Origin of the sequence: Pantoea sp. YR525, assembly GCF_900116775.1 — a bacterium.
Taxonomy (GTDB): Bacteria; Pseudomonadota; Gammaproteobacteria; order Enterobacterales; family Enterobacteriaceae; genus Pantoea; species Pantoea symbiotica.
Genome location: NZ_FPBU01000003.1, coordinates 1 through 21,978, shown reverse-complemented (window position 1 = coordinate 21,978; position 21,978 = coordinate 1). Strand labels below are relative to the sequence as shown.

Sequence of the window (21,978 nt, the reverse complement as noted above, 5' to 3'; positions counted from 1 at the left end):
CTCTCCTTGCTGTCCGTTGGCTTACGGAACTTAACCTCACGATCACATCATGACGACATCAAACTGCTCTTGGGTATAGAGCGGTTCAACATGAACTTTGACTTGCTTACCGACGAAGATTTCCACTTCCGCCAACGCGTGTGACTCTTCGCCCTTCAGCGCGTCGCCCACCGCCGGAGAAACGTAGACCAGGAAGCGGTCGGAATCGTAGGCGTGATGCACGCGCACAATTTCACGCATGATCTCATAGCAGACGGTTTCCACCGTTTTCAAGGTGCCGCGCCCTTTGCACACCGGGCAATCGGCGCACAGCACATGTTCAATACTTTCTCGCGTACGCTTGCGCGTCATCTCCACCAAACCCAGCGCCGAGAAACTGTTGATGCCGGTTTTCACCCGATCTTTGCTCAGCGCACTCTCCAGCGAATGCAGCACGCGACGGCGATGTTCGTCGTTACTCATGTCGATGAAATCGATAATGATGATGCCGCCGAGGTTGCGCAGTCGCAGCTGACGCGCAATAGCTTGCGTCGCTTCGATGTTGGTATTGAAGATGGTTTCGTCGAGATTACGGTGTCCGACAAACGCGCCGGTGTTGATATCCACCGTGGTCATGGCTTCGGTTTGATCGATGATCAGATAGCCGCCGGACTTCAGCTCGACCTTGCGCTCCAGCGAACGCTGAATTTCGTTCTCGACATCGAACAGATCAAAAATCGGCTGCTTGCCGCTGTAGAGCTCAAGCTTGCTGGCCATTTCCGGAATGTATTCGCTGGTGAATTCCACCAGCAAATCGCAGGTCAAACGCGAATCCACGCGGATGCGATCCAGCGCAGCACCAGCGAAATCACGCAGTACGCGCTGCGCTAACGCCAGCTCACCGTACAGCAGGCAGCGCGTCTGATTACGCTTTTTACGCTCGCTGACTTTGGTCCACAAACGTTTCAGGAAAGCGGCATCCTGCGACAACTCTTCCGAACCAATGCCTTCGGCGGCGGTACGAATAATAAAGCCGCCGAGATCGTCACAGTGCGCCGCAACCACCGTTTTCAGTCGTTCGCGCTCGGCTTCGGTCTCAATACGTTGTGAGACGCCAACGTGTGATGCGCCAGGCATGAACACCAGATAGCGCGAAGGCAAGGTAATGTCGGTGGTGAGGCGCGCGCCTTTGGTTCCAAGCGGATCTTTCACCACTTGCACCATCAAATCCTGGCCGGGACGCACCAGTTCGCCGATGTCGCGCACCACAAAATTTTTCTTCTCATCACCCGCCACGCATTCGGTGTGCGGCATGATATCGGAGGCGTGCAGAAAGGCGGCTTTTTCCATGCCGATATCGACAAAAGCCGCCTGCATACCCGGCAAGACGCGACTGACGCGTCCTTTATAGATGTTGCCCACGATGCCGCGTCGTGCTTCGCGCTCAATGTGGATTTCCTGCAGAATGCCGCCATCAATGTAGGCAACACGGGTTTCCGAAGGTGTCACATTTACCAGCAGTTCAGCCGTCATCTTGTCCCCTTAACGCCCGCAGTGACTGAAAATGACTCAGCAGCTCACCGGTCTCAACCAGCGGCAATCCCACCACGGCGTGATAGCTTCCATTAATCTTGCGGACAAAATTGCCGCCAAGGCCCTGAATTCCGTACGCGCCGGCTTTATCCATCGGCTCGCCACTGGCGATATAGTGCGAAATTTCCTCCGCCGTCATCTTGCGGAAGGTCACGTCCGTGGTCACCAGGCAATCCAGTTCACGCTGTTTATCAGCCAGCGCTACGGCGGTCATTACCTGATGGGTTTGTCCTGAAAGCTTACTCAGCATCGCGGCGGCATGCGCGGCATCCTGCGGTTTTTCCAGTACTTCACCGTTCAGTACCACAATGGTATCGGCACCCAACACCGGCAGATCCTGCGGTGCTACCGCGACGCCCGCGCGCGCCTTATCTGACGCCAGACGACGCACGTACGCTTCGGCCGCTTCTTCTGGCTGACGCTGCTCTTCTACGTGGGTAATCAGGCGTTCAAATTGCAGACCAAGCTGCGTTAACAGCTCACGTCGACGCGGTGAACCGGATGCGAGGTACAGGCTAATCATAGTATTCCTTACTGAACAGCGAATTGACGGCGAATCTTTCTCATCAATAAGAATAGCCAGGGCCACAGGACGCCGTCGACCACACTACTCCAGAAGATTTCCGGGCGGAATGAGACGTTGATCACCAGGAATTCTGCCCAGAAAACAATCACATCCACCGCAAGGGACAGCACCATAACCATTAATGCCTGCTGCCACAACGCTAAGTTTCGGAATAACTGAAATTTAAAGGCCACCAGATACGCGATGATGCTGAATGCCAGCGCACGCACGCCCAGCGTTGAACCTGCTACCAGATCCATGATGCCACCGAGGAAAAAACCGGTACCAACATTCACCCGATGCGGCAGCGCCAGCACCCAGTAAATCAGGATCAGCAACAGCCATGAAGGCCGGAACATGAAGATCTGTTCCGGCCACGGCATGATTTGCAGGATGAGGGCAATCAGAAAGGACAGCCAGATAACCCATCGGCCCTGGCTGCGATATCGACTCAAGGCTGGCCTCCGCGTGTGTTCGCAGAATTCCCTTGCGAACGACTGCTATTAGCGGGTTGCGGTGGCCCCATTTGCTGCGACGACTGCAAGGTGTCCGGTGCCGGTGGGCCCATTTCGCCTGCTGGCGGCAGAACCTGCGGCATCATCTGCATCAAACGTTCATTGGCAACGCGATGCACTTCGTCCGGCGCCATTGGTGCTACGCCGTTGCGATCTGCGCCCCACAGCAGCAACAGATAGCGCAAACGCTGCAAGCCAGCCGCTGGACGCGCCTGAATCACCGTGTAAGCACGCTGTGTATCGACTTTCACCGAGGAGACCACGCCAACCGGATAACCTTCCGGGAAGCGGCCGCCCAGGCCAGACGTGACCAGCACATCGCCCACGCGGATATCGGTGTTGCCCGGCAGATGTTCCAGCTGCAGATCTTCGCTGCAGCCATTACCGGCGGCAATCACGCGAATATCGTTACGCAACACCTGAATCGGCAAGGCATGCGATGCATCGCAAATCAGCAATACGCGGCTGGTAACCTGACCGACTGCAACCACCTGACCAACAACCCCTTTATCACTGATAACCGGCTGGCCTTCGTAAACACCGTTTACGCTGCCTTTGTCGATAACCACTTGATCGGTATAAGGATCGGTGCCGGTGGAGATCACCTGCGTCACCATCTTGTGCTCATCCTGGCGCAGCGGCGAGCCAAGCAGTTCACGCAGACGCGCGTTTTCCTGCTTATATTGCCCCAGCATCAGCAAGTCACTGTTTTTCAGGAAGAGCTCACGGCGCAGTGCTTTATTTTCCAGCTCCAATTGCTGACGTGACGCCAGCGTTTCGGAAACGCCATCAAGAAGTTGTCTTGGCCCGTTGGCCAAAAAATAAAATGGACTGACCGACGTGTCCAGGTAGTTGCGAATCTGGGAAAAGGAGCTCACGCGGCTATCAGCGATAATAATCGCGATAGCCACAATGACTGCCAGAAAGAGGCGCAACTGCAGGGAAGGTCCCCTGCTAAAAATCGGCTTCATAAATTCTGCGTGTTCCTCGACATCAGGGAAGAAGCGTTAGCCGTATAGCCAACGCCTCCAGGGCTGGACGCATCTCGCCGTCGTGCGTTGCAGCAGCAGCGTCAGCATAGGCGCTATTCCCTGCGCAATTTGACCAGGGCCTTAGCCGTTGAGGAATTACTCCTCGCTGAACAAATCGCCGCCATGCATGTCGATCATTTCCAATGCTTTACCACCGCCGCGTGCTACGCAGGTCAGTGGATCTTCTGCCACGACCACCGGAATACCGGTCTCTTCCATCAGCAGGCGATCGAGGTTACGCAGCAATGCGCCACCACCGGTCAGCACCATGCCGCGCTCGGAGATGTCAGAAGCCAATTCTGGCGGGCACTGTTCCAGTGCAACCATCACCGCGCTCACGATACCGGTCAGCGGTTCCTGCAGCGCTTCAAGAATCTCGTTAGAGTTCAGGGTAAAGCCACGAGGTACACCTTCTGCCAGGTTACGGCCGCGCACTTCAATCTCGTGCACTTCATCGCCCGGATAAGCAGAACCGATGCCGTGCTTGATGCGCTCCGCAGTCGCTTCACCGATCAGTGAACCGTAGTTGCGGCGGACATAATTAATAATAGCTTCATCGAAGCGGTCACCACCAATACGCACAGAAGAGGAGTAAACCACGCCGTTCAGCGAGATCACTGCTACTTCAGTGGTACCACCACCGATATCAACCACCATCGAACCGGTTGCTTCAGAAACCGGCAGACCTGCACCAATCGCCGCAGCCATTGGCTCTTCAATCAGGAAGACTTCACGCGCGCCTGCACCCTGTGCAGATTCACGGATAGCACGACGCTCAACCTGGGTCGCACCCACCGGTACGCAGACCAGCACGCGTGGGCTTGGACGCATAAAGCTGTTGCTATGCACTTGCTTAATGAAGTGCTGCAGCATTTTTTCGGTGACGAAGAAGTCGGCGATAACGCCATCTTTCATAGGACGGATAGCAGCGATGTTGCCCGGCGTACGGCCAAGCATCTGCTTAGCGTCATGACCGACAGCCGCTACGCTCTTTGGGGAGCCGGCACGATCCTGACGAATGGCAACCACAGAAGGCTCGTTCAACACGATGCCTTGTCCTTTCACGTAAATCAGGGTATTCGCGGTACCCAGGTCAATGGACAAGTCATTGGAAAACATGCCACGAAATTTTTTAAACATACTAAGGGATAATCCTGCAAGCTGGGGGCGGAAAATAAAATCCGCCTACTTTACCAACCACGCGAAGCCGCTACAAGGCGCAAAAACGTTCTGCTTCGGTGAAAAAATACGCTGAATACTTTTTTGGCCTGATCGTATCGTCTTTAGCCGCAGTTAAATGGCGTTAACACGCCGTTTTAACCTAAATTCTCCCGGCGATAGCGGGCAAATTTCGACATAAAATCTAACATTTCCAGCCGCCAGCATCGCGCGCTCCGGCACTAATAAGCGATAAAAACAGACTTCAGCCCGCAGTTCGCGCGCTGAAGGTTTAAATTCGATAACGTTGCGAGTGTTTCTTTACATTACTGTTGACTGGCAACGAGGGCGCAAAGAAATCGCCTTGCCCTCCAGAAACACCCAATCCCGACAGCGTTTGCCACTCCGCGCGCGTACGCACACCTGCGGCGAAAACCTGCGTTGGTGATGACTTACACACTTCCAGCAAACTCTGCACAAACAGTTGGTTCTCAGTACGTCGCTCAATATTGCGTACCAAACCCGGCGCAAGTTTAATCACTTCAATCGGGAATTGCTTGATATAAGCGCTGCTCACCACCGTCAATCCGGCCTGATCCACCGCAATGCGACAGCCAAATGCCGTTAACATATGGAAAACCGGCACTAAACGGCTGATGTGTTGACAAACATCGGCCTCAGCAAGTTCAAATAAAAAACGTTTTCTTTGCGATTTGCTGCACTGCAGCAGCAGTTTTTGCAGCCAGCGCTGAAAAGGCCGCTGCAATAGCGAGTCAATATTCACTGGTAGTGCCAGGGTTTCATCCGGCCACATTTCAGAGAGCGCTGCAATGCGCGCCACCAGTTGGCGATCCCAGCTATCGGTCATACCCAGCTGCAACACCAGCGGCATAAACTCCGCCGACACCACTTCTTTGTCGCCATCGAACACGCGCGTCAGTAATTCGCGATGATGGACTTTTCCATCCAGCAGCACCGCCGGTTTTTGGTACATTCGCGGGCCACCACGATTGAGCGTGTTCTCCAGCAAGGTCCGCCAGCGCACACTGCCGCGCCCCATGTCCAGCGTATTGCCTTCGCCAACCGACCAGCTATTACCGCCCTGCAATGCCGCACGCCGCGTGGCCATCTCTACATTTTCCATCACCTGCGAGACACTTTGTCCGCTGCGCCACGCGCTGATGCCGATGTGGATCAAATCATCGCGATCGACCATGCGCATCGGCGGCAGTGAATCGACGGCATTGATCAGTTGGTCGGCAATGCTGTTGGCTTCTTTTAAAGTGCGATGCGGCAGCAAGACGGCGAAATCACTGCGGAAGTAACGTGCCAGCAATGCGCCCGGATAGCGCAGCACAAAGGTCGACAGCATATTAATCAGGTCAAACAGATACTCTTCCACCAGCGTTGGCCCGAGGGTTTCGTGCAGGGTATCGAGATCCGGCAGGCGCACCATCATCACCACGCCGTGCGTGCCGACATCTTCCTGATCTTCCAGCAACGTCGCCAACTGGTTATCGAAGAACAAACGATTGTTGAGACCGGTACGCGAATCCTGCGCCGCAAAAGTGCGAATTAAGGTATCGATGCGTAAACGCTGCTCGCCCGCTTCCTGCAAATCGCCCAGAAGCGTATCAATGGCGCGACTGGCTTTCGGCGGCCACTCCGCCGCATGCTCATCCGGGGAGCGGCGTTCCCCGGCCAGAATGCGATCGGCGCGCGCCTCTAGTTGTTCCATATTGTGCCAGCGCCGATTGAGCCAGCGGTTGGTCATAACCAGCAGCACACACATGATAGCGACGACAGTAAACAGGACCACCAGCGTATAAGTGCCGGTAAAGGAGCGAAACAGGGTTTTGGCAGGATCGAGCACCACTACGCGCAGTTCAAGGCCAGGCGAATGCGTCAGGGGCAAATCGAACTGCACAAAGCGATTGGGCTCATCTTCTAACATCGGATTTTCGTGGCGGGCTAAACTGAATACTAAGGTATCGCCATTCAGCAGCTGCATCTGTTCGGCATTAACCACCGGCATCATGCGCGTCAGCCACTGCGTGATCTCCTGCGGCGATTGTGAAGCCAGGGCTTTATCCACTTCCGTCGCCAGCGTTTGCATGCGCGTTTCTACACGCTGCTGCGACAGCCAGATAAAACTAAAAGCGCAGCCCACCAGCATCAATATCATCGCCAGTAAGCTTAATAAGGTAATAAACGCAGAAAATTTAGTTGTTAATCGCATCCCTGTGCCTGCATCACTGCGGTTATGAACGGTGTTAATCCGTTGGCGCCACTCTGACCACTGGCGCAAACCTGAGCAAAATAGCACAAATCAAGGTGTGATTCAGCGCCAGACTGGCATCAAAATCGCACATAACACAGCTTGATAAGCGCTACGGCGCGAGTATAGCGTTAAACCGTGATGGCCTGACTTTGCTACGGGCTTTTTCGTCCTATTCTCAAAGAGTGCGTTTTGCCAGGAAATTTCACATTTTTCCCCGCAAGTTCGCGCCTGACGCTGAAGTTGAGCATGCTGGTTATAACTTACTATTCACAGGAGAACGTCATGAACCTGAAGCACTTGCTCACAGAAGCCGACGTCACGCCAGAAAGCGTCTTTAATATGCGCCGCCGTCAGGTGCTGAAAGCGTTGGGACTAGGCGCAGCAGCAGCCAGTTTGCCAGGCACGGCGCAAGCCGATGTGCTGAGCTGGTTTAAAGGCAATAACCGCCCGCCCGCGCCTGCTGGTAGAGATTTAGATTTCACTAAACCGGCCGAATGGCAGGCTGATTTGCCGCTCACGCCATTTGATAAAGTGTCGGGTTACAATAACTTCTACGAATTTGGTCTGGATAAAGCCGATCCTGCCGCCAATGCTGGCACGCTTAAAACCGATCCGTGGAAACTGCGCATTGAAGGAGAAGTTGCCAAACCGATCACGCTGGATATGGATGACATCTTCAAGCGTTTCGCGATGGAACAGCGCATCTATCGCATGCGCTGCGTCGAAGCCTGGTCGATGGTGATTCCGTGGGTCGGCTTCGAGCTCAACAAGCTACTAAAACTGGCTGAACCCACCAGCAATGCACGCTATGTGGCGTTTGAAACGCTGTATGCACCTGACCAAATGCCCGGTCAGAAAGATCGCTTTATCGGCGGCGGGCTGGATTATCCCTATGTAGAAGGCTTGCGTCTTGATGAAGCGATGCATCCGCTGACGCTGCTGAGTACCGGCGTATATGGCAAAGCGCTGCCGCCGCAGAATGGTGCGCCGATTCGCCTGACGGTGCCGTGGAAATATGGCTTCAAAGGGATTAAATCGATTGTGAAGATCACGCTGACGCACGATCGCCCGCCGACCACCTGGAGCCAGATCGCCGCCAATGAGTACGGTTTCTATGCCAATGTGAACCCGCATGTGAATCATCCGCGCTGGTCGCAGGCTACCGAACGCTTTATTGGCGCGGGCGGCATTCTGAAGGTTGATCGCCAACCTACGCTGCTGTTCAACGGCTACGCGAAAGAAGTGGCTTCACTGTATCGCGGGCTGGATTTACGGGAGAACTATTAAGTGCGCCTCAATTTACGCCACATCACCGCGTTAAAAGTCGTGCTGCATCTGGCGGCTTTTCTGCCGTTTGTTTATCTGTTTATGGCGGCGAGTCAGGGCTGGCTGAGCGCCGATCCGGCGAAAGATATCCAGCATTTTACCGGCAGAATGGCGCTGAAGTTGCTGCTTGCCACACTGCTGGTCAGCCCATTAACGCGCTACCTGAAACAGCCGCTGCTGATTCGTACCCGCCGCCTGCTCGGCGTGTGGTGTTTCGCCTGGGCCAGTTTGCATCTCACCAGCTACTACTTGCTGGAACTTGGCTACGATCATCTGCGTTTACTCGGTAGCGAGTTGGTTTCTCGTCCTTATTTGTTACTGGGGATGATCAGCTGGACTATCCTCTTCGCCCTCGCCATCACCTCATTTCAACGCATGCAGCGCAAACTGGGTCGTCGCTGGCAAACGCTGCATAATGGCGTCTATCTGGTCGCGATCCTCGCACCTATCCACTATCTTTGGTCTGTGAAAGTATTGTCCCCGCAGCCGGTGATCTACGCCGTGCTGGCCATTGCGCTGTTAGCGTGGCGTAACAATAAGTTGCGTAAACTTCTATCCAGATAATCCCCGCACGGTTGTGTTCCTCCCGCGAGATCTGTTAAAAAGTGTGGCCTTCGGGCCGCATTCGATCAACTTCGCAGATAAGACCAGTATTTTGCTGCGAATGTCGACGAAACGGATATAATGCCCGGCTTTATTGCAAGCGAAGTCTTCTTTTTCATCCTCAAGGGTGACAAACGCAAGATGGCGCGGTATTTTACGCGATGCCTTACTGATTGCAGGAGATAGCAGCAAGATGGCGCACAAATTTCACATACTGCTTTTGAACGGTCCCAATCTGAATTTACTGGGAACGCGCGAGCCTGATAAGTATGGTCACACCACGCTGGCGCAAATCGTCGGCGATCTGACGCAACAGGCCGATCAGCACCATGTGAAATTGAGTCATTTGCAATCGAACGCAGAGTTTCAGTTGATTGACCGTATTCACGAAGCCCGCGGCAACGTGGATTACATCATCATCAATCCTGCTGCGTTCACGCATACCAGCGTTGCACTGCGTGATGCCCTGTTGGCGGTTAGCATTCCTTTTATTGAGGTGCATCTCTCGAACGTGCATGCACGCGAACCGTTCCGACATCACTCCTATCTTTCCGATGTATCTGCCGGCGTCATCTGTGGACTTGGCGCTGATGGATACTCGTGGGCTTTACAAACGGCAGTAAAACGCCTGTCACATTCCAATTAAACAGAGTACGGAACCACACTCATGGATATTCGTAAAATTAAGAAACTGATCGAACTGGTTGAAGAGTCTGGCATCTCCGAGCTGGAAATCTCCGAGGGCGAAGAGTCCGTTCGTATCAGCCGTTCGCCTGCAAATGCCGGCTACCCAATGATGCAGCAAGCTTATGCTGCGCCAATGATGCAGCAGCAGCCTGCGCTGGCGACCGCTGTGGCACCTGCCGCACCGGCTGCAGCAGAAGCCGCTAAACCAGAAATCAGTGGCCACATCGTGCGTTCACCGATGGTGGGTACCTTCTATCGCACCCCAAGCCCAGACGCGAAAGCCTTCATTGAAGTTGGCCAGAAAGTGAATGCCGGCGACACCCTGTGCATCGTTGAAGCGATGAAAATGATGAACCAGATCGAAGCCGACAAATCCGGCGTTGTGAAGGCGATTCTGGTCGAAAGCGGCCAACCGGTTGAATTTGACGAGCCGCTGGTCATCATCGAATAACGAGGCGAAGCATGCTGGATAAAATTGTCATTGCTAACCGTGGTGAGATCGCGCTGCGCATTCTGCGTGCCTGCAAAGAGCTGGGCATTAAGACTGTTGCCGTGCACTCCACCGCGGACCGTGACCTGAAGCACGTGCTGCTGGCAGACGAAACCGTCTGCATTGGCCCGCCACCTTCGGTCAAAAGCTACCTGAACATCCCGGCACTGATCTCCGCCGCTGAAATTACCGGCGCGGTCGCTATTCACCCGGGTTACGGCTTCCTCTCTGAGAACGCCGATTTCGCCGAGCAGGTTGAGCGCTCAGGCTTTATCTTCATCGGCCCGAAAGCCGACACCATTCGCCTGATGGGCGACAAAGTGTCTGCGATTACCGCCATGAAGAAAGCCGGCGTACCAACCGTGCCAGGTTCTGATGGCTCGCTGACCGACGACATGGAAAAAAACCGTGCCTTCGCTAAGCGCATCGGCTATCCGGTAATCATCAAAGCTTCCGGCGGCGGCGGCGGTCGCGGTATGCGCGTCGTGCGCAGCGACAAGGATCTTGAGCAATCCATCAACATGACGAAAGCGGAAGCCAAAGCGGCTTTCAACAACGACATGGTGTACATGGAGAAGTACCTCGAGAATCCACGCCACATCGAGATTCAGGTGCTGGCCGACGGCCAGGGTAACGCTATCTATCTGGCCGAACGTGACTGCTCAATGCAGCGTCGTCACCAGAAAGTCGTTGAAGAAGCACCAGCGCCAGGCATCACGCCGGAACTGCGTCGCTACATCGGCGAGCGCTGCTCTAAAGCCTGTATCGACATCGGCTATCGCGGTGCGGGTACGTTCGAGTTCCTGTACGAAAACGGTGAGTTCTACTTCATTGAGATGAACACCCGTATTCAGGTTGAGCATCCGGTGACTGAAATGATCACCGGTGTCGATCTGATCAAAGAGCAGCTGCGTATTGCTGCTGGTCAGCCGCTGTCGATCAAACAGGAAGACGTGGTGATTCGCGGCCATGCGGTGGAATGCCGTATTAACGCCGAAGATCCGAATACCTTCCTGCCAAGCCCAGGCAAGATCACCCGCTTCCACGCGCCGGGCGGCTTCGGTGTTCGTTGGGAATCGCATATCTATGCCGGTTACAGCGTGCCACCGTACTACGATTCCATGATTGGTAAGCTGATTACCTACGGTGAAAACCGTGACGTGGCAATCTCGCGCATGAAAAATGCGCTGGCGGAACTGATCATCGACGGTATCAAGACCAACATTGAGCTGCAGATGAAAATCATGTCCGACGAAAACTTCCAGCAGGGTGGTACCAACATCCACTATCTGGAGAAAAAACTCGGCCTGCAAGAGAAGTAATCGCAGCGCAGAGCAAGACAGAGGCCGGTTAACTCCGGCCTTTTTCATTTTTGTCGCCTTTGAGGTTACATAATGGATTGGCGTTTTTTACAAGCGAACAAAGAGGCGCGCTGGTCGTTTTATCTGACGCTGGCCTACCTTGCCGTTTGGGGACTTTCTGCCTGGCTGGGCGGCAATGAGATCGGCTTCTTTGGCTTACCAAGATGGTTCGAGCTTTCGTGTCTGTTCGCCCCGCTGCTGTTTATTGTGTTGTGCTGGCTGATGGTGCGCGTGCTGTTCCGCGACATGTCGCTGGAGGATAACGATGGACTCTGAAATCATTCTTCCGCTGTTGGCCTATCTGGTGCTGATCGCCGCACTGTCGGTGTTTGCGATGCGCAAGCAGCGTCAGGGCAACTTCCTGAGCGAATACTTTCTCGGCAGCCGTTCGATGGGCGGCTTTGTGCTGGCGATGACCATCACCACCACTTACATCAGCGCCAGTTCGTTTATTGGCGGCCCGGGCGCAGCCTATAAATATGGTCTTGGTTGGGTGCTGCTGGCGATGATTCAGGTGCCCGCCGTCTGGCTTTCGCTTGGCGTATTAGGCAAGAAATTCGCGATTCTGGCGCGTCGTTACAATGCTGTGACGCTCAACGACATGCTTTATGGCCGCTACGGCAGCACGTTGCTGATTTGGCTCTCCAGTATCAGTTTATTGGTGGCGTTTATTGGCGCGATGACCGTGCAGTTCATCGGTGGCGCGCGTCTGCTGGAAACCGCTGCGGGTATTCCTTACGACACCGGCCTGCTCATCTTCGGCGGCACCATCGCGCTTTACACCGCTTTCGGTGGCTTCCGCGCCAGCGTGCTGAACGATGCGATGCAAGGCATGGTGATGCTGATCGGCACCTTCCTGCTCCTCTTCGCGGTAATTCACCAGGCGGGCGGGCTGGAAAGCGCAGTAACCAAACTGCATAACATCGATCCACAACTGACGTCGCCGGAAGGCGTTGGCAATGTCATCAATCCAACCTTCCTTAGCTCGTTTGCGGTGCTGGTATGTTTCGGTGTGATTGGCCTGCCCCACACTGCGGTGCGCTGTATTTCGTATAAAGACAGTAAAGCGATGCATCGTGGCATTGTACTCGGCACTATTGTGGTGGTGATCCTGATGTTTGGCATGCATCTGGCCGGTGCGCTGGGACGCGTGATTTTGCCCGATCTCACCATCCCCGATCGCGTGATCCCCACGCTGATGATTACCGTTTTACCGCCGATGGCGGCGGGCGTATTTCTTGCGGCGCCAATGGCGGCCATTATGTCGACCATTAACGCGCAGCTGCTGCAATCCTCCGCTACGCTGATCAAAGATCTCTACCTGCGTATTGCACCGCAGCACAGTGAAAATGAGGCGCGCCTGCGCATGCTGTCAGGCACTATCACTTTCGTGCTTGGTGTGCTGCTGCTGCTGGCGGCGTGGAATCCGCCCGATATGATTATCTGGCTGAATCTGCTGGCATTTGGTGGTCTTGAAGCGGTGTTCCTGTGGCCGCTGGTACTGGGATTGTATTGGGAGCGCGCCAATTCGACGGGTGCGATCAGCGGCATGCTGTTCGGTGCGGGATGCTACACGGTGCTTGCCAGCCTGAAAATTGAGTGGTGGGGTTTCCACCCGATCGTTCCGTCATTGACCTTAAGCCTGCTGGCCTTCCTGGTGGGTAATCTGTTTGGCCGCACGCCTGCAACGCATGCAGCGGCACTGGAATAAAGAGAAACGCTATGCCTTGGATTCAAATCAAAATTAACAGCACCGGCGAAAACGCCGAAACCCTGAGCGATGCGCTGATGGATGTTGGCGCCGTGTCGGTCACTTTCCAGGATACGCACGACAATCCTGTTTATGAGCCGCTGCCAGGCGAAACGCTGCTGTGGGGCGATACTGATGTCATCGGCCTGTTCGACGCTGAAACCGAGATGAGCGATGTGGTGGCCGAATTAAGTCAGCACCCGCTGCTGGGATCCGCGTTTCGCCATAAGATCGAGCAGATCGAAGACAAAGATTGGGAACGTGAATGGATGGATAACTTCCACCCGATGCGTTTCGGTGAGCGTCTGTGGATCTGCCCGAGCTGGCGCGATGTGCCGGATCCAGATGCCGTCAACGTGATGCTGGATCCGGGGCTCGCGTTTGGTACCGGCACGCACCCCACCACGTCGATGTGTTTGACCTGGCTTGATGGCCTGGATCTGCAAGGCAAAACGGTGATCGACTTTGGCTGTGGCTCCGGCATTCTCGCTATTGCCGCACTAAAATTAGGCGCAGCGCAGGCGATCGGTATTGATATCGATCCGCAGGCGATTCAGGCCAGCCGCGATAATGCCGAACGTAATGGCGTCTCTGAGCGTCTGGCGCTTTATCTGCCTCATCAGCAGCCTGATAACTTGCAGGCTGACGTGGTCGTCGCCAACATCCTCGCCGGTCCGCTGCGCGAATTGGCGCCGCTGATTAGCGTACTGCCAAAAACGGGTGGGCATCTTGGATTGTCCGGTGTGCTGGCAAGCCAGGCTGAAAGCGTGTGTGAAGCCTACGCCGAACAATTTGAACTTGATCCGGTTGCCGAGAAAGAAGAGTGGTGCCGCATCACTGGCGTACGTCGTTAATCCTCTCATTCCCCCATGCCAGCGCACTAAATGCCTGGCATGTAACCATTTGGCTTGAGACCAGTCTCAAACCTCAGGCGCTTCTGATCTACTGCTGTTTCTTTACATATTAGTCATTACAATCCTGCTCCAGGCGATAGCGCTATCCCTGCTGGCAATGCCTTTGTGGCATTACACGTCGATAAATCGCTTAAGTAATGGACTATGAAAAAGAAACTTTGTTTACTCGCTTTGCTTTCGAGCATGGCTTCCTACACGCATGCCCATGATACCGCCTGGTCTTATGAAGCTCCGGCTGAATGGGGCAATTTAAGCACCGACTTTCAGACCTGCAAAAGTGGCGTAAATCAATCACCTGTCGACATACGTCAGGCAGTAAATGGTCAGCTTCCGCCGCTTACGTTGAGCTATCAAGCCAGGAAAGAGTCGATCGTCAATAATGGCCACACCATCCAAATTAATGTGAAAGAGGGTGATGCCCTTAAGCTTGATGGTGAAGACTTTACGCTGCGCCAATTCCACTTCCATACCCCTAGTGAAAACCTAATTGATGGCAAACGCTATCCGATGGCGGCGCATTTTGTTCATGCCAGTAAGGATGGCCATTTAGCTGTGGTTGGCGTGATGTTTGAAGCTGGCGCAGTAAACCCTGCGCTGGCAGAAATCCTGCGTGAAATGCCTGCTGAAGTGAACAAGGAAATGGCCCTGAAGCACTCTCTCAACCTCAGTGCATTAATTCCGGGCGACAAACACTACTATCGCTTTAGTGGTTCACTTACTACGCCACCCTGCACCGAAGGCGTACGCTGGCTGGTGCTTAAGCAACCGGTTTATGCATCGGCTGAACAGCTGAAAAAGTTCACCAGTTTACTGGGAGAACATGGTAATAGCCGTCCAGTACAACCGCTGAATGGTCGCGTGATCGTCGAATAACCTGCATTATTGCGCTCTGACTGCGTTCTGCTCTATGCCATTGGTATAGAGCAGTTCTTTTAGATGTCTATGTGCCATTTTCATTTCCTCACAAAAACCAATTAGTACAATTAATAATCACATTGCCGTCATTTCTCTGGCTAATTACCTGAAGTGGCGGTTTTTATGTTGTGATTTCGGTCATGTTTTGAGAAAAATTTTTGTACACAATTTCAGCATATTTTTTTAATCATATGAAATATAAAGATTAATACCTTTCCTTGTGCCTGATAAGTTGATTTCCCTGTTCTCTAACGGCGAATTGTTCAAAGTTTGGCCTTTCATCTTCTTTAAAAAATGCGTAATATACGCCGCCTTGCGAACAGTTAGGGTCACTTCTTTTTCATGCGCATTGGACAACATCAGCTACGTAATCGACTCATTGCTGCGCCTATGGCCGGAGTATCCGATAAGCCATTTCGCACCCTGTGTTATGAGAACGGCGCCGGTATGACTGTCTCCGAGATGTTGTCGTCGAACCCGGAAGTTTGGGCCAGTGACAAATCCCGTTTGCGTATGGTGCATAGTGACGAGCCTGGTATCCGCGCCGTGCAAATTGCCGGTTGCGATCCTGATGAGATGGCTGCTGCCGCGCGCATTAATGTGGCGTCTGGCGCGCAGGTTATCGATATCAACATGGGCTGCCCGGCCAAAAAAGTGAATCGTAAGATGGCAGGTTCAGCGCTGCTGCAACATCCGCAACTGGTGGAGTCGATTCTCACCGCAGTGGTAAATGCAGTGGATGTACCGGTTACGCTGAAGATTCGCACCGGCTGGGACAAAGAAAATCGTAATTGTGTAGAGATTGCCCAATTGGCTGAACGCTGTGGCATTCAGGCTCTCACCATTCATGGCCGCACGCGCGCCTGTTTGTTTGAGGGATTTGCTGAATACGACAGCATTCGGACAGTTAAGCAGAGCGTTTCCATTCCGATCATCGCGAATGGCGACATTACTGACCCGCATAAAGCCAGAGCGGTGCTCGACTATACCGGAGCCGATGCTCTTATGGTTGGCCGTGCCGCTCAGGGAAGACCGTGGATCTTCCGGGAAATCCAGCATTATCTGGACACAGGGGAGCTGCTGGCACCGAAGCCGCTGGCTGAAGTGAAGCAAATGCTGATTGGACATATACGGGAGCTGCACGACTTTTACGGTCAGCGCAAAGGATACCGTATTGCCCGAAAACACGTTTCCTGGTATTTGCAGGAAAGTGCTCCTGATGACCAGTTTCGGCGCACATTCAACGCCATAGAGGATGCCAGCGAACAGCTGGAGGCGTTGGAGGCATACTTCGAAAATCTTGCGTAAACGAAATAAAGAGCTGAAAGAACTATGTTCGAACAACGCGTAAATTCTGACGTACTCACCGTTTCTACCGTTAACTCTCAGGATCAGGTGACCCAAAAGCCACTGCGTGATTCGGTTAAACAGTCACTGAAGAACTATTTTGCTCAACTGAACGGTCAGGATGTGAGTGACCTGTATGAGCTGGTATTGGCAGAAGTCGAGCAGCCTCTGTTGGACATGGTGATGCAGTACACCCGTGGCAACCAGACCCGTGCAGCTCTGATGATGGGTATCAACCGCGGTACCCTGCGTAAGAAGCTGAAAAAATACGGCATGAACTAATCTGTTCGTTGCTGCGATAACGCCAGCCTTGCGGCTGGCGTTTTTGTTTCTGCATCACGAGTAATTTCCTGACGTTAGCAACGCATGAAACAATTGGCGCGATAATGGTAACGATAGTTGCAATTGCCGCAGTGATATCCCGCCCCTCTTAGCAACGCCTTTTCCTCCATTTTACTTCGCACTTATTTATCCTTTCATCACGCTTCAGCCCGCTCTCTCTGTGATCATCAACCGCTTCGGCCGTAAGCGTGAAAACTCATACATCCACTCCTGAGCGTTAGCTCACACTGCTTCCATATAGTGAAACTTTTTGCACTATTTGTGATCGTGTCGTCTCGTCATGCTGCCTTTTGGTGCGCCATATTAGCCAGAATCTTCTGAGTGCTTCAGTTTATTAAAAGATCTTTCCAGAGAATTCAGGATTCTGCAAACCTGGCATCAGGTTTGCAGAGTTGTGGATGGCTAACCACCACAGACAGAAAAAAGCGCACATTAAAGTGCGCGCAAACATAACAACACACGATATCGCCACACAGGATGCTTTATGAAAAAGATGATGCTTTCCACTCTGGTTGCTGCAGCCTCGCTGTTAGCCGTTGCTCAACAGGCGCACGCTGGCACCACGCTGGATGCCATTAAGAAGAAAGGTTTTGTACAGTGCGGCATCAGTGACGGCCTGCCAGGCTTCTCTTATGCTGACTCTAACGGCAAATTCACCGGTATTGACGTGGATGTGTGCCGCGCGGCCGCTGCAGCGGTATTCGGCGACGCAACCAAAGTGAAATACACCCCGCTGACCGCGAAAGAGCGCTTCACCGCACTGCAGTCTGGCGAAGTGGACATCTTGTCTCGTAACACCACATGGACCTCATCACGCGATGGCGGCATGGGCTTCCTGTTTGCAGGCGTGAACTATTACGACGGTATCGGCTTCCTGACTCACCAGAAAGCCGGTCTTAAAAGTGCTAAAGAGCTGGATGGTGCCACCGTGTGTATTCAGGCCGGTACTGATACCGAGCTGAACGTGGCTGACTACTTCAAAACCCACAAAATGCAGTACACGCCAGTGACCTTTGACCGCTCTGACGAATCCGCCAAAGCGCTCGACAGCGGCCGTTGCGACACCCTCGCTTCTGACCAATCTCAGCTGTATGCGCTGCGCATTAAACTTGGCAAGCCAGACGAGTTCATCGTACTACCAGAAGTGATCTCCAAAGAGCCGCTGGGTCCGGTTGTGCGTCGCGGTGATGACGATTGGTTCACCATCGTTAAATGGTCGCTGTATGCCATGCTGAACGCGGAAGAGATGGGTATCAGCTCTAAAAATGTCGATGACATGGTAGCCAAGCCAACTACGCCGGATATGGCACATCTGCTGGGCGCGGAAGGTGACTTCGGTAAAGACCTTAAGCTCGATAACAAGTGGGCTTACAACATCATCAAACAAGTGGGTAACTATCAGGAAGTGTTTGACCGTAACGTCGGTAAAGACAGCGCACTGAAAATTAAGCGCGGCCAGAATGCGCTGTGGAATGCGGGCGGCATCCAGTACGCTCCGCCAGTTCGTTAATTCCGTCCTGCCAGTCGGGCACCGCATCCTGCGGTGCCCACGCGTAATCTTCACTGAGGTTTTAACATGTCGCAACGCCCAACCGTAAAAAGGGATTTTTCGTTCGGTAATCCTACGGTTCGCGCCTGGCTTTACCAGATCGTCGCGATTGTTGCCGTGCTTGCTGTGGTGGGATATTTAATCCACAACACCGTAATCAACCTGGCCAATCGTGGCATCACTTCCGGATTCGGGTTTCTGGATCGCAGTGCCGGCTTCGGCATCGTCCAGCACCTGATCGATTACACCGAAGGCGACACCTACGCGCGCGTGTTTATGGTGGGGTTGACCAATACCCTGCTGGTTTCCGCGCTCTGTATTGTTTTCGCTTCGATCCTTGGCTTTGCCGTTGGTCTGGCTCGCTTGTCTGAGAACTGGCTGCTGCGCAAGCTTTCAACCATTTATATCGAGACCTTCCGTAATATCCCGCCGCTGCTGCAGATCTTTTTCTGGTACTTTGCGGTACTGCGTAACCTGCCCGGCCCGCGTCAGGCACTCAACGCGTTTGATTTGGCATTCGTCAGCAATCGCGGTTTGTATATCCCGTGGCCCGAGTACGCGCCTGGCACCTGGCCATTCCTGATCGCGCTGGCGTTAGCGGTGCTGGGTTGCGTGGCGCTGTTCCGCTACAACCGCAAGCATCAGTTAAAAACTGGCCAACTGCGTCGCACCTGGCCGGCTGCGGTTGGCCTGCTGGTGCTACTGCCGCTGATTGCTCATACCCTGTTTGGCGTTGCCATGCATTGGGATGTGCCGGAACTGCGTGGATTTAACTTCCGCGGTGGTTTCGTGATGATCCCTGAGCTCGCCGCGTTGACTCTCGCGCTGTCGGTTTATACCTCGTCGTTCATCGCCGAAGTGATTCGCTCCGGTATTCAGTCGGTACCGCATGGTCAAAATGAAGCCGCACGTTCGCTCGGTTTACCTAATCCAGTAACCATGCGTCAGGTGATTATCCCGCAGGCCATGCGTGTGATTATCCCGCCACTGACCAGCCAGTATCTGAATATCGTGAAAAACTCATCGCTGGCCGCCGCTATCGGCTATCCAGACATGGTTTCGCTGTTTGCTGGTACGGTGCTTAACCAAACCGGTCAGGCGATTGAAACAATCGCGATTACCATGGCGGTTTACCTGATTATCAGCCTGATCATTTCACTGCTGATGAACCTCTACAATCGCAAAATTGCGCTGGTTGAGCGTTAAGAGAACGGGATCATTATGTCTGTTACTACACATGAAACACCGCCGATTCCGACCAATCCATTCAGTAAGGCTTGGCTCTGGGCACGCAAAAATCTGTTCTCCAGCTGGCTGAATACGCTGCTGACGTTGTTCAGCATCTGGCTTATCTGGAATGTGATTCCTCCGGCACTGAACTGGCTGGTATTTCAGGCTAACTGGATTGGTGAGACCCGTGCAGATTGCACCAAAGAAGGCGCATGTTGGGTGTTTATCCATGCACGCTTTGGCCAGTTTATGTATGGGCTCTATCCGCATGAGCTGCGCTGGCGCATCAATCTGTCGCTGGTCATCGGCTTACTGTCGATCATTCCGATGTTCATCAAATCGATGCCGCGTCGCGGTCGCTATATCGCCTGCTGGGCGGTGGTCTATCCGATTGTGGTTTGGTTCCTGATGTATGGCGGCTATTTCGGTTTAGAGCGCGTAGAGACTCGCCAGTGGGGCGGCCTGACATTGACGCTGATTATCGCGTCAGTGGGGATTGCCGGCGCGCTGCCGTTGGGGATTTTACTGGCGCTGGGCCGCCGCTCAGAAATGCCGGTGGTGCGTACACTTTCGATCATCTTCATTGAGTTCTGGCGTGGTGTACCGCTGATCACCGTACTGTTTATGTCGTCGGTCATGCTGCCGCTGTTTATGGCGGAAGGCACCACCATCGATAAACTGGTGCGTGCACTGGTTGGCGTGATCTTGTTCCAGTCAGCTTATGTCGCGGAAGTGGTGCGTGGCGGTTTGCAGGCGCTACCGAAAGGCCAATATGAAGCTGCGGAATCGCTGTCGCTGGGCTACTGGAAAACCCAGATGCTGGTGATTTTACCGCAGGCACTCAAGATGACCATTCCCGGCTTGGTGAACACCATCATTGCGCTGTTTAAAGATACCAGCCTGGTGATCATCATCGGCCTATTCGATCTCTTCAGTAGCGTGCAGCAAGCCACCGTCGACCCAACCTGGTTGGGGATGTCGACAGAAGGCTATGTGTTTGCTGCCATGGTTTACTGGATTTTCTGTTTTAGCATGTCGCGCTATAGCCAGTATCTGGAGAAGCGTTTTCACACCGGGCGTGCATCGCACTGAGGTTTAACATGACACAAACTATGACTAATGCGGCTGATGCCATGATGATTACACTCGAAAACGTTAACAAATGGTACGGTCAGTTCCATGTACTAAAAGACATCAACTTAAAAGTAAAACCACGTGAGCGTATCGTATTGTGCGGACCTTCTGGCTCGGGTAAATCGACGACAATTCGTTGTATCAACCACCTCGAAGAACATCAGCAAGGACGTATCGTGGTGGATGGTATCCATCTCAATCACGATGTGCGCAATATTGAACGTGTTCGTACCGAAGTAGGCATGGTTTTCCAACATTTCAATCTTTTCCCGCATCTTTCCGTTCTGCAAAACTGTACGCTGGCACCGATTTGGGTACGCAAAATGCCGAAGAAAGAAGCGGAAGAGTTGGCCATGCATTACCTTCAGCGTGTGCGCATTGCCGAGCATGCGCATAAGTTTCCTGGCCAGCTTTCCGGCGGCCAGCAGCAGCGCGTGGCGATCGCCCGCTCACTCTGTATGAAGCCGAAAATTATGCTGTTTGATGAGCCAACTTCAGCGCTCGATCCTGAGATGGTCAAAGAAGTGCTCGATACGATGATTGGCCTGGCAGAAGATGGCATGACCATGCTGTGTGTTACCCATGAGATGGGATTTGCGCGTACCGTAGCGGATCGCGTGATCTTTATGGATCGCGGTGAAATTGTTGAAGAAGCTCCACCTCAGGAGTTCTTCGCTAACCCGAAATCAGAACGTACGCGTGCATTTCTGTCACAAGTAATTCATTAATATCCAGATAGTGAGATTGAAAATCGCCTCTGCTGCAAAGCAGGGGCTTTTTTATAACTGCAATTTTAATGGGGTTTTGGGCGGCGTTGAAGGTTTTGATCCATACAAAAAAGCCCTGAACTTTCGTTCAGGGCTTCTGTGTTTGATGCCTGGCAGTTCCCTACTCTCGCATGGGGAGACCCCACACTACCATCGGCGCTACGGCGTTTCACTTCTGAGTTCGGCATGGGGTCAGGTGGGACCACCGCGCTAAAGCCGCCAGGCAAATTCTGTAATTTACCGAACTCACGCTTTAAAACTGGTGCTGATACCCAGAGTCGAACTGGGGACCTCACCCTTACCAAGGGTGCGCTCTACCAACTGAGCCATATCAGCACACTTTAATTTGATGCCTGGCAGTTCCCTACTCTCGCATGGGGAGACCCCACACTACCATCGGCGCTACGGCGTTTCACTTCTGAGTTCGGCATGGGGTCAGGT

21 protein-coding genes, 1 tRNA gene and 2 rRNA genes are annotated in these 21,978 nt (G+C 53.4%); 15 read left to right on the top strand and 9 right to left on the bottom strand.

Features of this window, described 5'->3' with window-relative positions; genetic code table 11:
* Positions 1-42: 42 nt before the first annotated feature.
* The 6 genes from rng to csrD all read right to left on the bottom strand — a co-directional run bounded on the left by rng (position 43) and on the right by csrD (position 7,080).
* A complete protein-coding gene (gene rng / locus BM323_RS06565; protein ID WP_008101983.1) occupies positions 43-1,512 on the bottom strand; it encodes a ribonuclease G in 1,470 nt (489 codons plus the stop codon).
* The gene (locus tag BM323_RS06560; protein ID WP_008101985.1) at positions 1,502-2,095 is read right to left on the bottom strand and encodes a Maf family protein; all 594 of its coding nucleotides are present in this window, start codon (positions 2,093-2,095) and stop codon (positions 1,502-1,504) included. The genes rng and BM323_RS06560 overlap by 11 nt, the downstream gene beginning before the upstream one ends.
* Positions 2,096-2,103: 8 nt before the next feature.
* Positions 2,104-2,592, bottom strand: a complete 489-nt coding sequence (gene mreD, locus BM323_RS06555) for a rod shape-determining protein MreD (protein ID WP_008101987.1) — start codon at positions 2,590-2,592, stop codon at positions 2,104-2,106.
* Positions 2,589-3,623, bottom strand: coding sequence for a rod shape-determining protein MreC (mreC, locus tag BM323_RS06550; RefSeq protein ID WP_008101989.1), 1,035 nt, complete (start codon positions 3,621-3,623; stop codon positions 2,589-2,591). The genes mreD and mreC overlap by 4 nt, the downstream gene beginning before the upstream one ends.
* A 156-nt stretch (positions 3,624-3,779) precedes the next feature.
* The gene (mreB, locus tag BM323_RS06545) at positions 3,780-4,823 is read right to left on the bottom strand and encodes a rod shape-determining protein MreB (RefSeq protein WP_007891976.1); all 1,044 of its coding nucleotides are present in this window, start codon (positions 4,821-4,823) and stop codon (positions 3,780-3,782) included.
* 310 nt (positions 4,824-5,133) lie between these two features.
* Positions 5,134-7,080, bottom strand: coding sequence for an RNase E specificity factor CsrD (csrD, locus tag BM323_RS06540; RefSeq protein ID WP_008101991.1), 1,947 nt, complete (start codon positions 7,078-7,080; stop codon positions 5,134-5,136).
* A gap of 324 nt (positions 7,081-7,404) precedes the next feature.
* Between csrD and msrP the strand changes: the two genes are divergently transcribed.
* From msrP to BM323_RS06465, 15 genes are all read left to right on the top strand, one after another.
* Positions 7,405-8,409 (top strand): protein-methionine-sulfoxide reductase catalytic subunit MsrP, encoded by a 1,005-nt coding sequence (msrP, locus tag BM323_RS06535; RefSeq protein ID WP_008101993.1) that lies wholly within the window; start codon positions 7,405-7,407, stop codon positions 8,407-8,409.
* A complete protein-coding gene (gene msrQ, locus BM323_RS06530; protein WP_091003342.1) occupies positions 8,410-9,012 on the top strand; it encodes a protein-methionine-sulfoxide reductase heme-binding subunit MsrQ in 603 nt (200 codons plus the stop codon). It begins immediately after the preceding gene.
* Between the two features lie 232 nt (positions 9,013-9,244).
* Entirely contained in the window at positions 9,245-9,697 is a 453-nt protein-coding gene (aroQ, locus tag BM323_RS06525) for a type II 3-dehydroquinate dehydratase (protein ID WP_007891972.1), read from the top strand.
* Positions 9,698-9,718: 21 nt separating this feature from the next.
* Entirely contained in the window at positions 9,719-10,189 is a 471-nt protein-coding gene (gene accB / locus BM323_RS06520; protein ID WP_008101997.1) for an acetyl-CoA carboxylase biotin carboxyl carrier protein, read from the top strand.
* 11 nt (positions 10,190-10,200) lie between these two features.
* On the top strand, positions 10,201-11,550 hold the full coding sequence (gene accC / locus BM323_RS06515) for an acetyl-CoA carboxylase biotin carboxylase subunit (protein WP_008101999.1): 1,350 nt from the start codon (positions 10,201-10,203) through the stop codon (positions 11,548-11,550).
* Between the two features lie 72 nt (positions 11,551-11,622).
* Complete coding sequence (locus BM323_RS06510; RefSeq protein WP_008102001.1) at positions 11,623-11,865, top strand: YhdT family protein; 243 nt, start codon at positions 11,623-11,625, stop codon at positions 11,863-11,865.
* Entirely contained in the window at positions 11,855-13,300 is a 1,446-nt protein-coding gene (gene panF, locus BM323_RS06505; protein WP_091003337.1) for a sodium/pantothenate symporter, read from the top strand. The genes BM323_RS06510 and panF overlap by 11 nt, the downstream gene beginning before the upstream one ends.
* Positions 13,301-13,311: 11 nt before the next feature.
* On the top strand, positions 13,312-14,193 hold the full coding sequence (gene prmA / locus BM323_RS06500) for a 50S ribosomal protein L11 methyltransferase (RefSeq protein WP_008105964.1): 882 nt from the start codon (positions 13,312-13,314) through the stop codon (positions 14,191-14,193).
* 204 nt (positions 14,194-14,397) lie between these two features.
* Positions 14,398-15,126 carry a carbonic anhydrase gene (locus BM323_RS06495; protein WP_036648756.1) on the top strand — a complete coding sequence of 243 codons (729 nt, stop codon included), beginning with the start codon at positions 14,398-14,400 and terminating at the stop codon, positions 15,124-15,126.
* A gap of 384 nt (positions 15,127-15,510) precedes the next feature.
* Positions 15,511-16,476: a tRNA dihydrouridine synthase DusB gene (gene dusB / locus BM323_RS06490; RefSeq protein WP_036648759.1), complete on the top strand. Its 966-nt coding sequence runs from the start codon at positions 15,511-15,513 to the stop codon at positions 16,474-16,476.
* 24 nt (positions 16,477-16,500) lie between these two features.
* Positions 16,501-16,797, top strand: coding sequence for a DNA-binding transcriptional regulator Fis (gene fis, locus BM323_RS06485; protein ID WP_007891954.1), 297 nt, complete (start codon positions 16,501-16,503; stop codon positions 16,795-16,797).
* A gap of 544 nt (positions 16,798-17,341) precedes the next feature.
* The gene (locus BM323_RS06480; RefSeq protein ID WP_008105971.1) at positions 17,342-18,367 is read left to right on the top strand and encodes an amino acid ABC transporter substrate-binding protein; all 1,026 of its coding nucleotides are present in this window, start codon (positions 17,342-17,344) and stop codon (positions 18,365-18,367) included.
* Positions 18,368-18,433: 66 nt separating this feature from the next.
* On the top strand, positions 18,434-19,612 hold the full coding sequence (locus BM323_RS06475) for an amino acid ABC transporter permease (RefSeq protein ID WP_008105973.1): 1,179 nt from the start codon (positions 18,434-18,436) through the stop codon (positions 19,610-19,612).
* Positions 19,613-19,627: 15 nt separating this feature from the next.
* Entirely contained in the window at positions 19,628-20,728 is a 1,101-nt protein-coding gene (locus BM323_RS06470) for an amino acid ABC transporter permease (protein WP_008105975.1), read from the top strand.
* A gap of 8 nt (positions 20,729-20,736) precedes the next feature.
* On the top strand, positions 20,737-21,498 hold the full coding sequence (locus tag BM323_RS06465) for an amino acid ABC transporter ATP-binding protein (protein ID WP_008105977.1): 762 nt from the start codon (positions 20,737-20,739) through the stop codon (positions 21,496-21,498).
* A 147-nt stretch (positions 21,499-21,645) separates the two neighbouring features.
* Here the strand turns inward: BM323_RS06465 and rrf (BM323_RS06460) are convergent.
* The 3 genes from rrf (BM323_RS06460) to rrf (BM323_RS06450) form a co-directional block, all read right to left on the bottom strand.
* Positions 21,646-21,761 (bottom strand): 5S ribosomal RNA (gene rrf, locus BM323_RS06460).
* 36 nt (positions 21,762-21,797) lie between these two features.
* A tRNA-Thr gene (locus tag BM323_RS06455) sits at positions 21,798-21,873 on the bottom strand.
* A gap of 15 nt (positions 21,874-21,888) precedes the next feature.
* Positions 21,889-21,978 (bottom strand): 5S ribosomal RNA (gene rrf / locus BM323_RS06450); the annotation flags it as partial.

What these genes read in the sequence shown, in the direction of transcription:
- BM323_RS06510 (WP_008102001.1), top strand. Translation starts at nt 11,623, where the DNA reads ATGGATTGGCGTTTTTTACAAGCGAACAAAGAGGCGCGCTGGTCGTTT.
- dusB (WP_036648759.1), top strand. Translation starts at nt 15,511, where the DNA reads ATGCGCATTGGACAACATCAGCTACGTAATCGACTCATTGCTGCGCCT.
- accC (WP_008101999.1), top strand. Translation starts at nt 10,201, where the DNA reads ATGCTGGATAAAATTGTCATTGCTAACCGTGGTGAGATCGCGCTGCGC.
- accB (WP_008101997.1), top strand. Translation starts at nt 9,719, where the DNA reads ATGGATATTCGTAAAATTAAGAAACTGATCGAACTGGTTGAAGAGTCT.
- BM323_RS06560 (WP_008101985.1), bottom strand. Translation starts at nt 2,095, where the DNA reads ATGATTAGCCTGTACCTCGCATCCGGTTCACCGCGTCGACGTGAGCTG.
- BM323_RS06470 (WP_008105975.1), top strand. Translation starts at nt 19,628, where the DNA reads ATGTCTGTTACTACACATGAAACACCGCCGATTCCGACCAATCCATTC.
- mreC (WP_008101989.1), bottom strand. Translation starts at nt 3,623, where the DNA reads ATGAAGCCGATTTTTAGCAGGGGACCTTCCCTGCAGTTGCGCCTCTTT.
- BM323_RS06495 (WP_036648756.1), top strand. Translation starts at nt 14,398, where the DNA reads ATGAAAAAGAAACTTTGTTTACTCGCTTTGCTTTCGAGCATGGCTTCC.
- BM323_RS06475 (WP_008105973.1), top strand. Translation starts at nt 18,434, where the DNA reads ATGTCGCAACGCCCAACCGTAAAAAGGGATTTTTCGTTCGGTAATCCT.
- panF (WP_091003337.1), top strand. Translation starts at nt 11,855, where the DNA reads ATGGACTCTGAAATCATTCTTCCGCTGTTGGCCTATCTGGTGCTGATC.
- rng (WP_008101983.1), bottom strand. Translation starts at nt 1,512, where the DNA reads ATGACGGCTGAACTGCTGGTAAATGTGACACCTTCGGAAACCCGTGTT.
- msrP (WP_008101993.1), top strand. Translation starts at nt 7,405, where the DNA reads ATGAACCTGAAGCACTTGCTCACAGAAGCCGACGTCACGCCAGAAAGC.
- prmA (WP_008105964.1), top strand. Translation starts at nt 13,312, where the DNA reads ATGCCTTGGATTCAAATCAAAATTAACAGCACCGGCGAAAACGCCGAA.
- csrD (WP_008101991.1), bottom strand. Translation starts at nt 7,080, where the DNA reads ATGCGATTAACAACTAAATTTTCTGCGTTTATTACCTTATTAAGCTTA.
- fis (WP_007891954.1), top strand. Translation starts at nt 16,501, where the DNA reads ATGTTCGAACAACGCGTAAATTCTGACGTACTCACCGTTTCTACCGTT.
- BM323_RS06480 (WP_008105971.1), top strand. Translation starts at nt 17,342, where the DNA reads ATGAAAAAGATGATGCTTTCCACTCTGGTTGCTGCAGCCTCGCTGTTA.
- BM323_RS06465 (WP_008105977.1), top strand. Translation starts at nt 20,737, where the DNA reads ATGACACAAACTATGACTAATGCGGCTGATGCCATGATGATTACACTC.
- mreB (WP_007891976.1), bottom strand. Translation starts at nt 4,823, where the DNA reads ATGTTTAAAAAATTTCGTGGCATGTTTTCCAATGACTTGTCCATTGAC.
- aroQ (WP_007891972.1), top strand. Translation starts at nt 9,245, where the DNA reads ATGGCGCACAAATTTCACATACTGCTTTTGAACGGTCCCAATCTGAAT.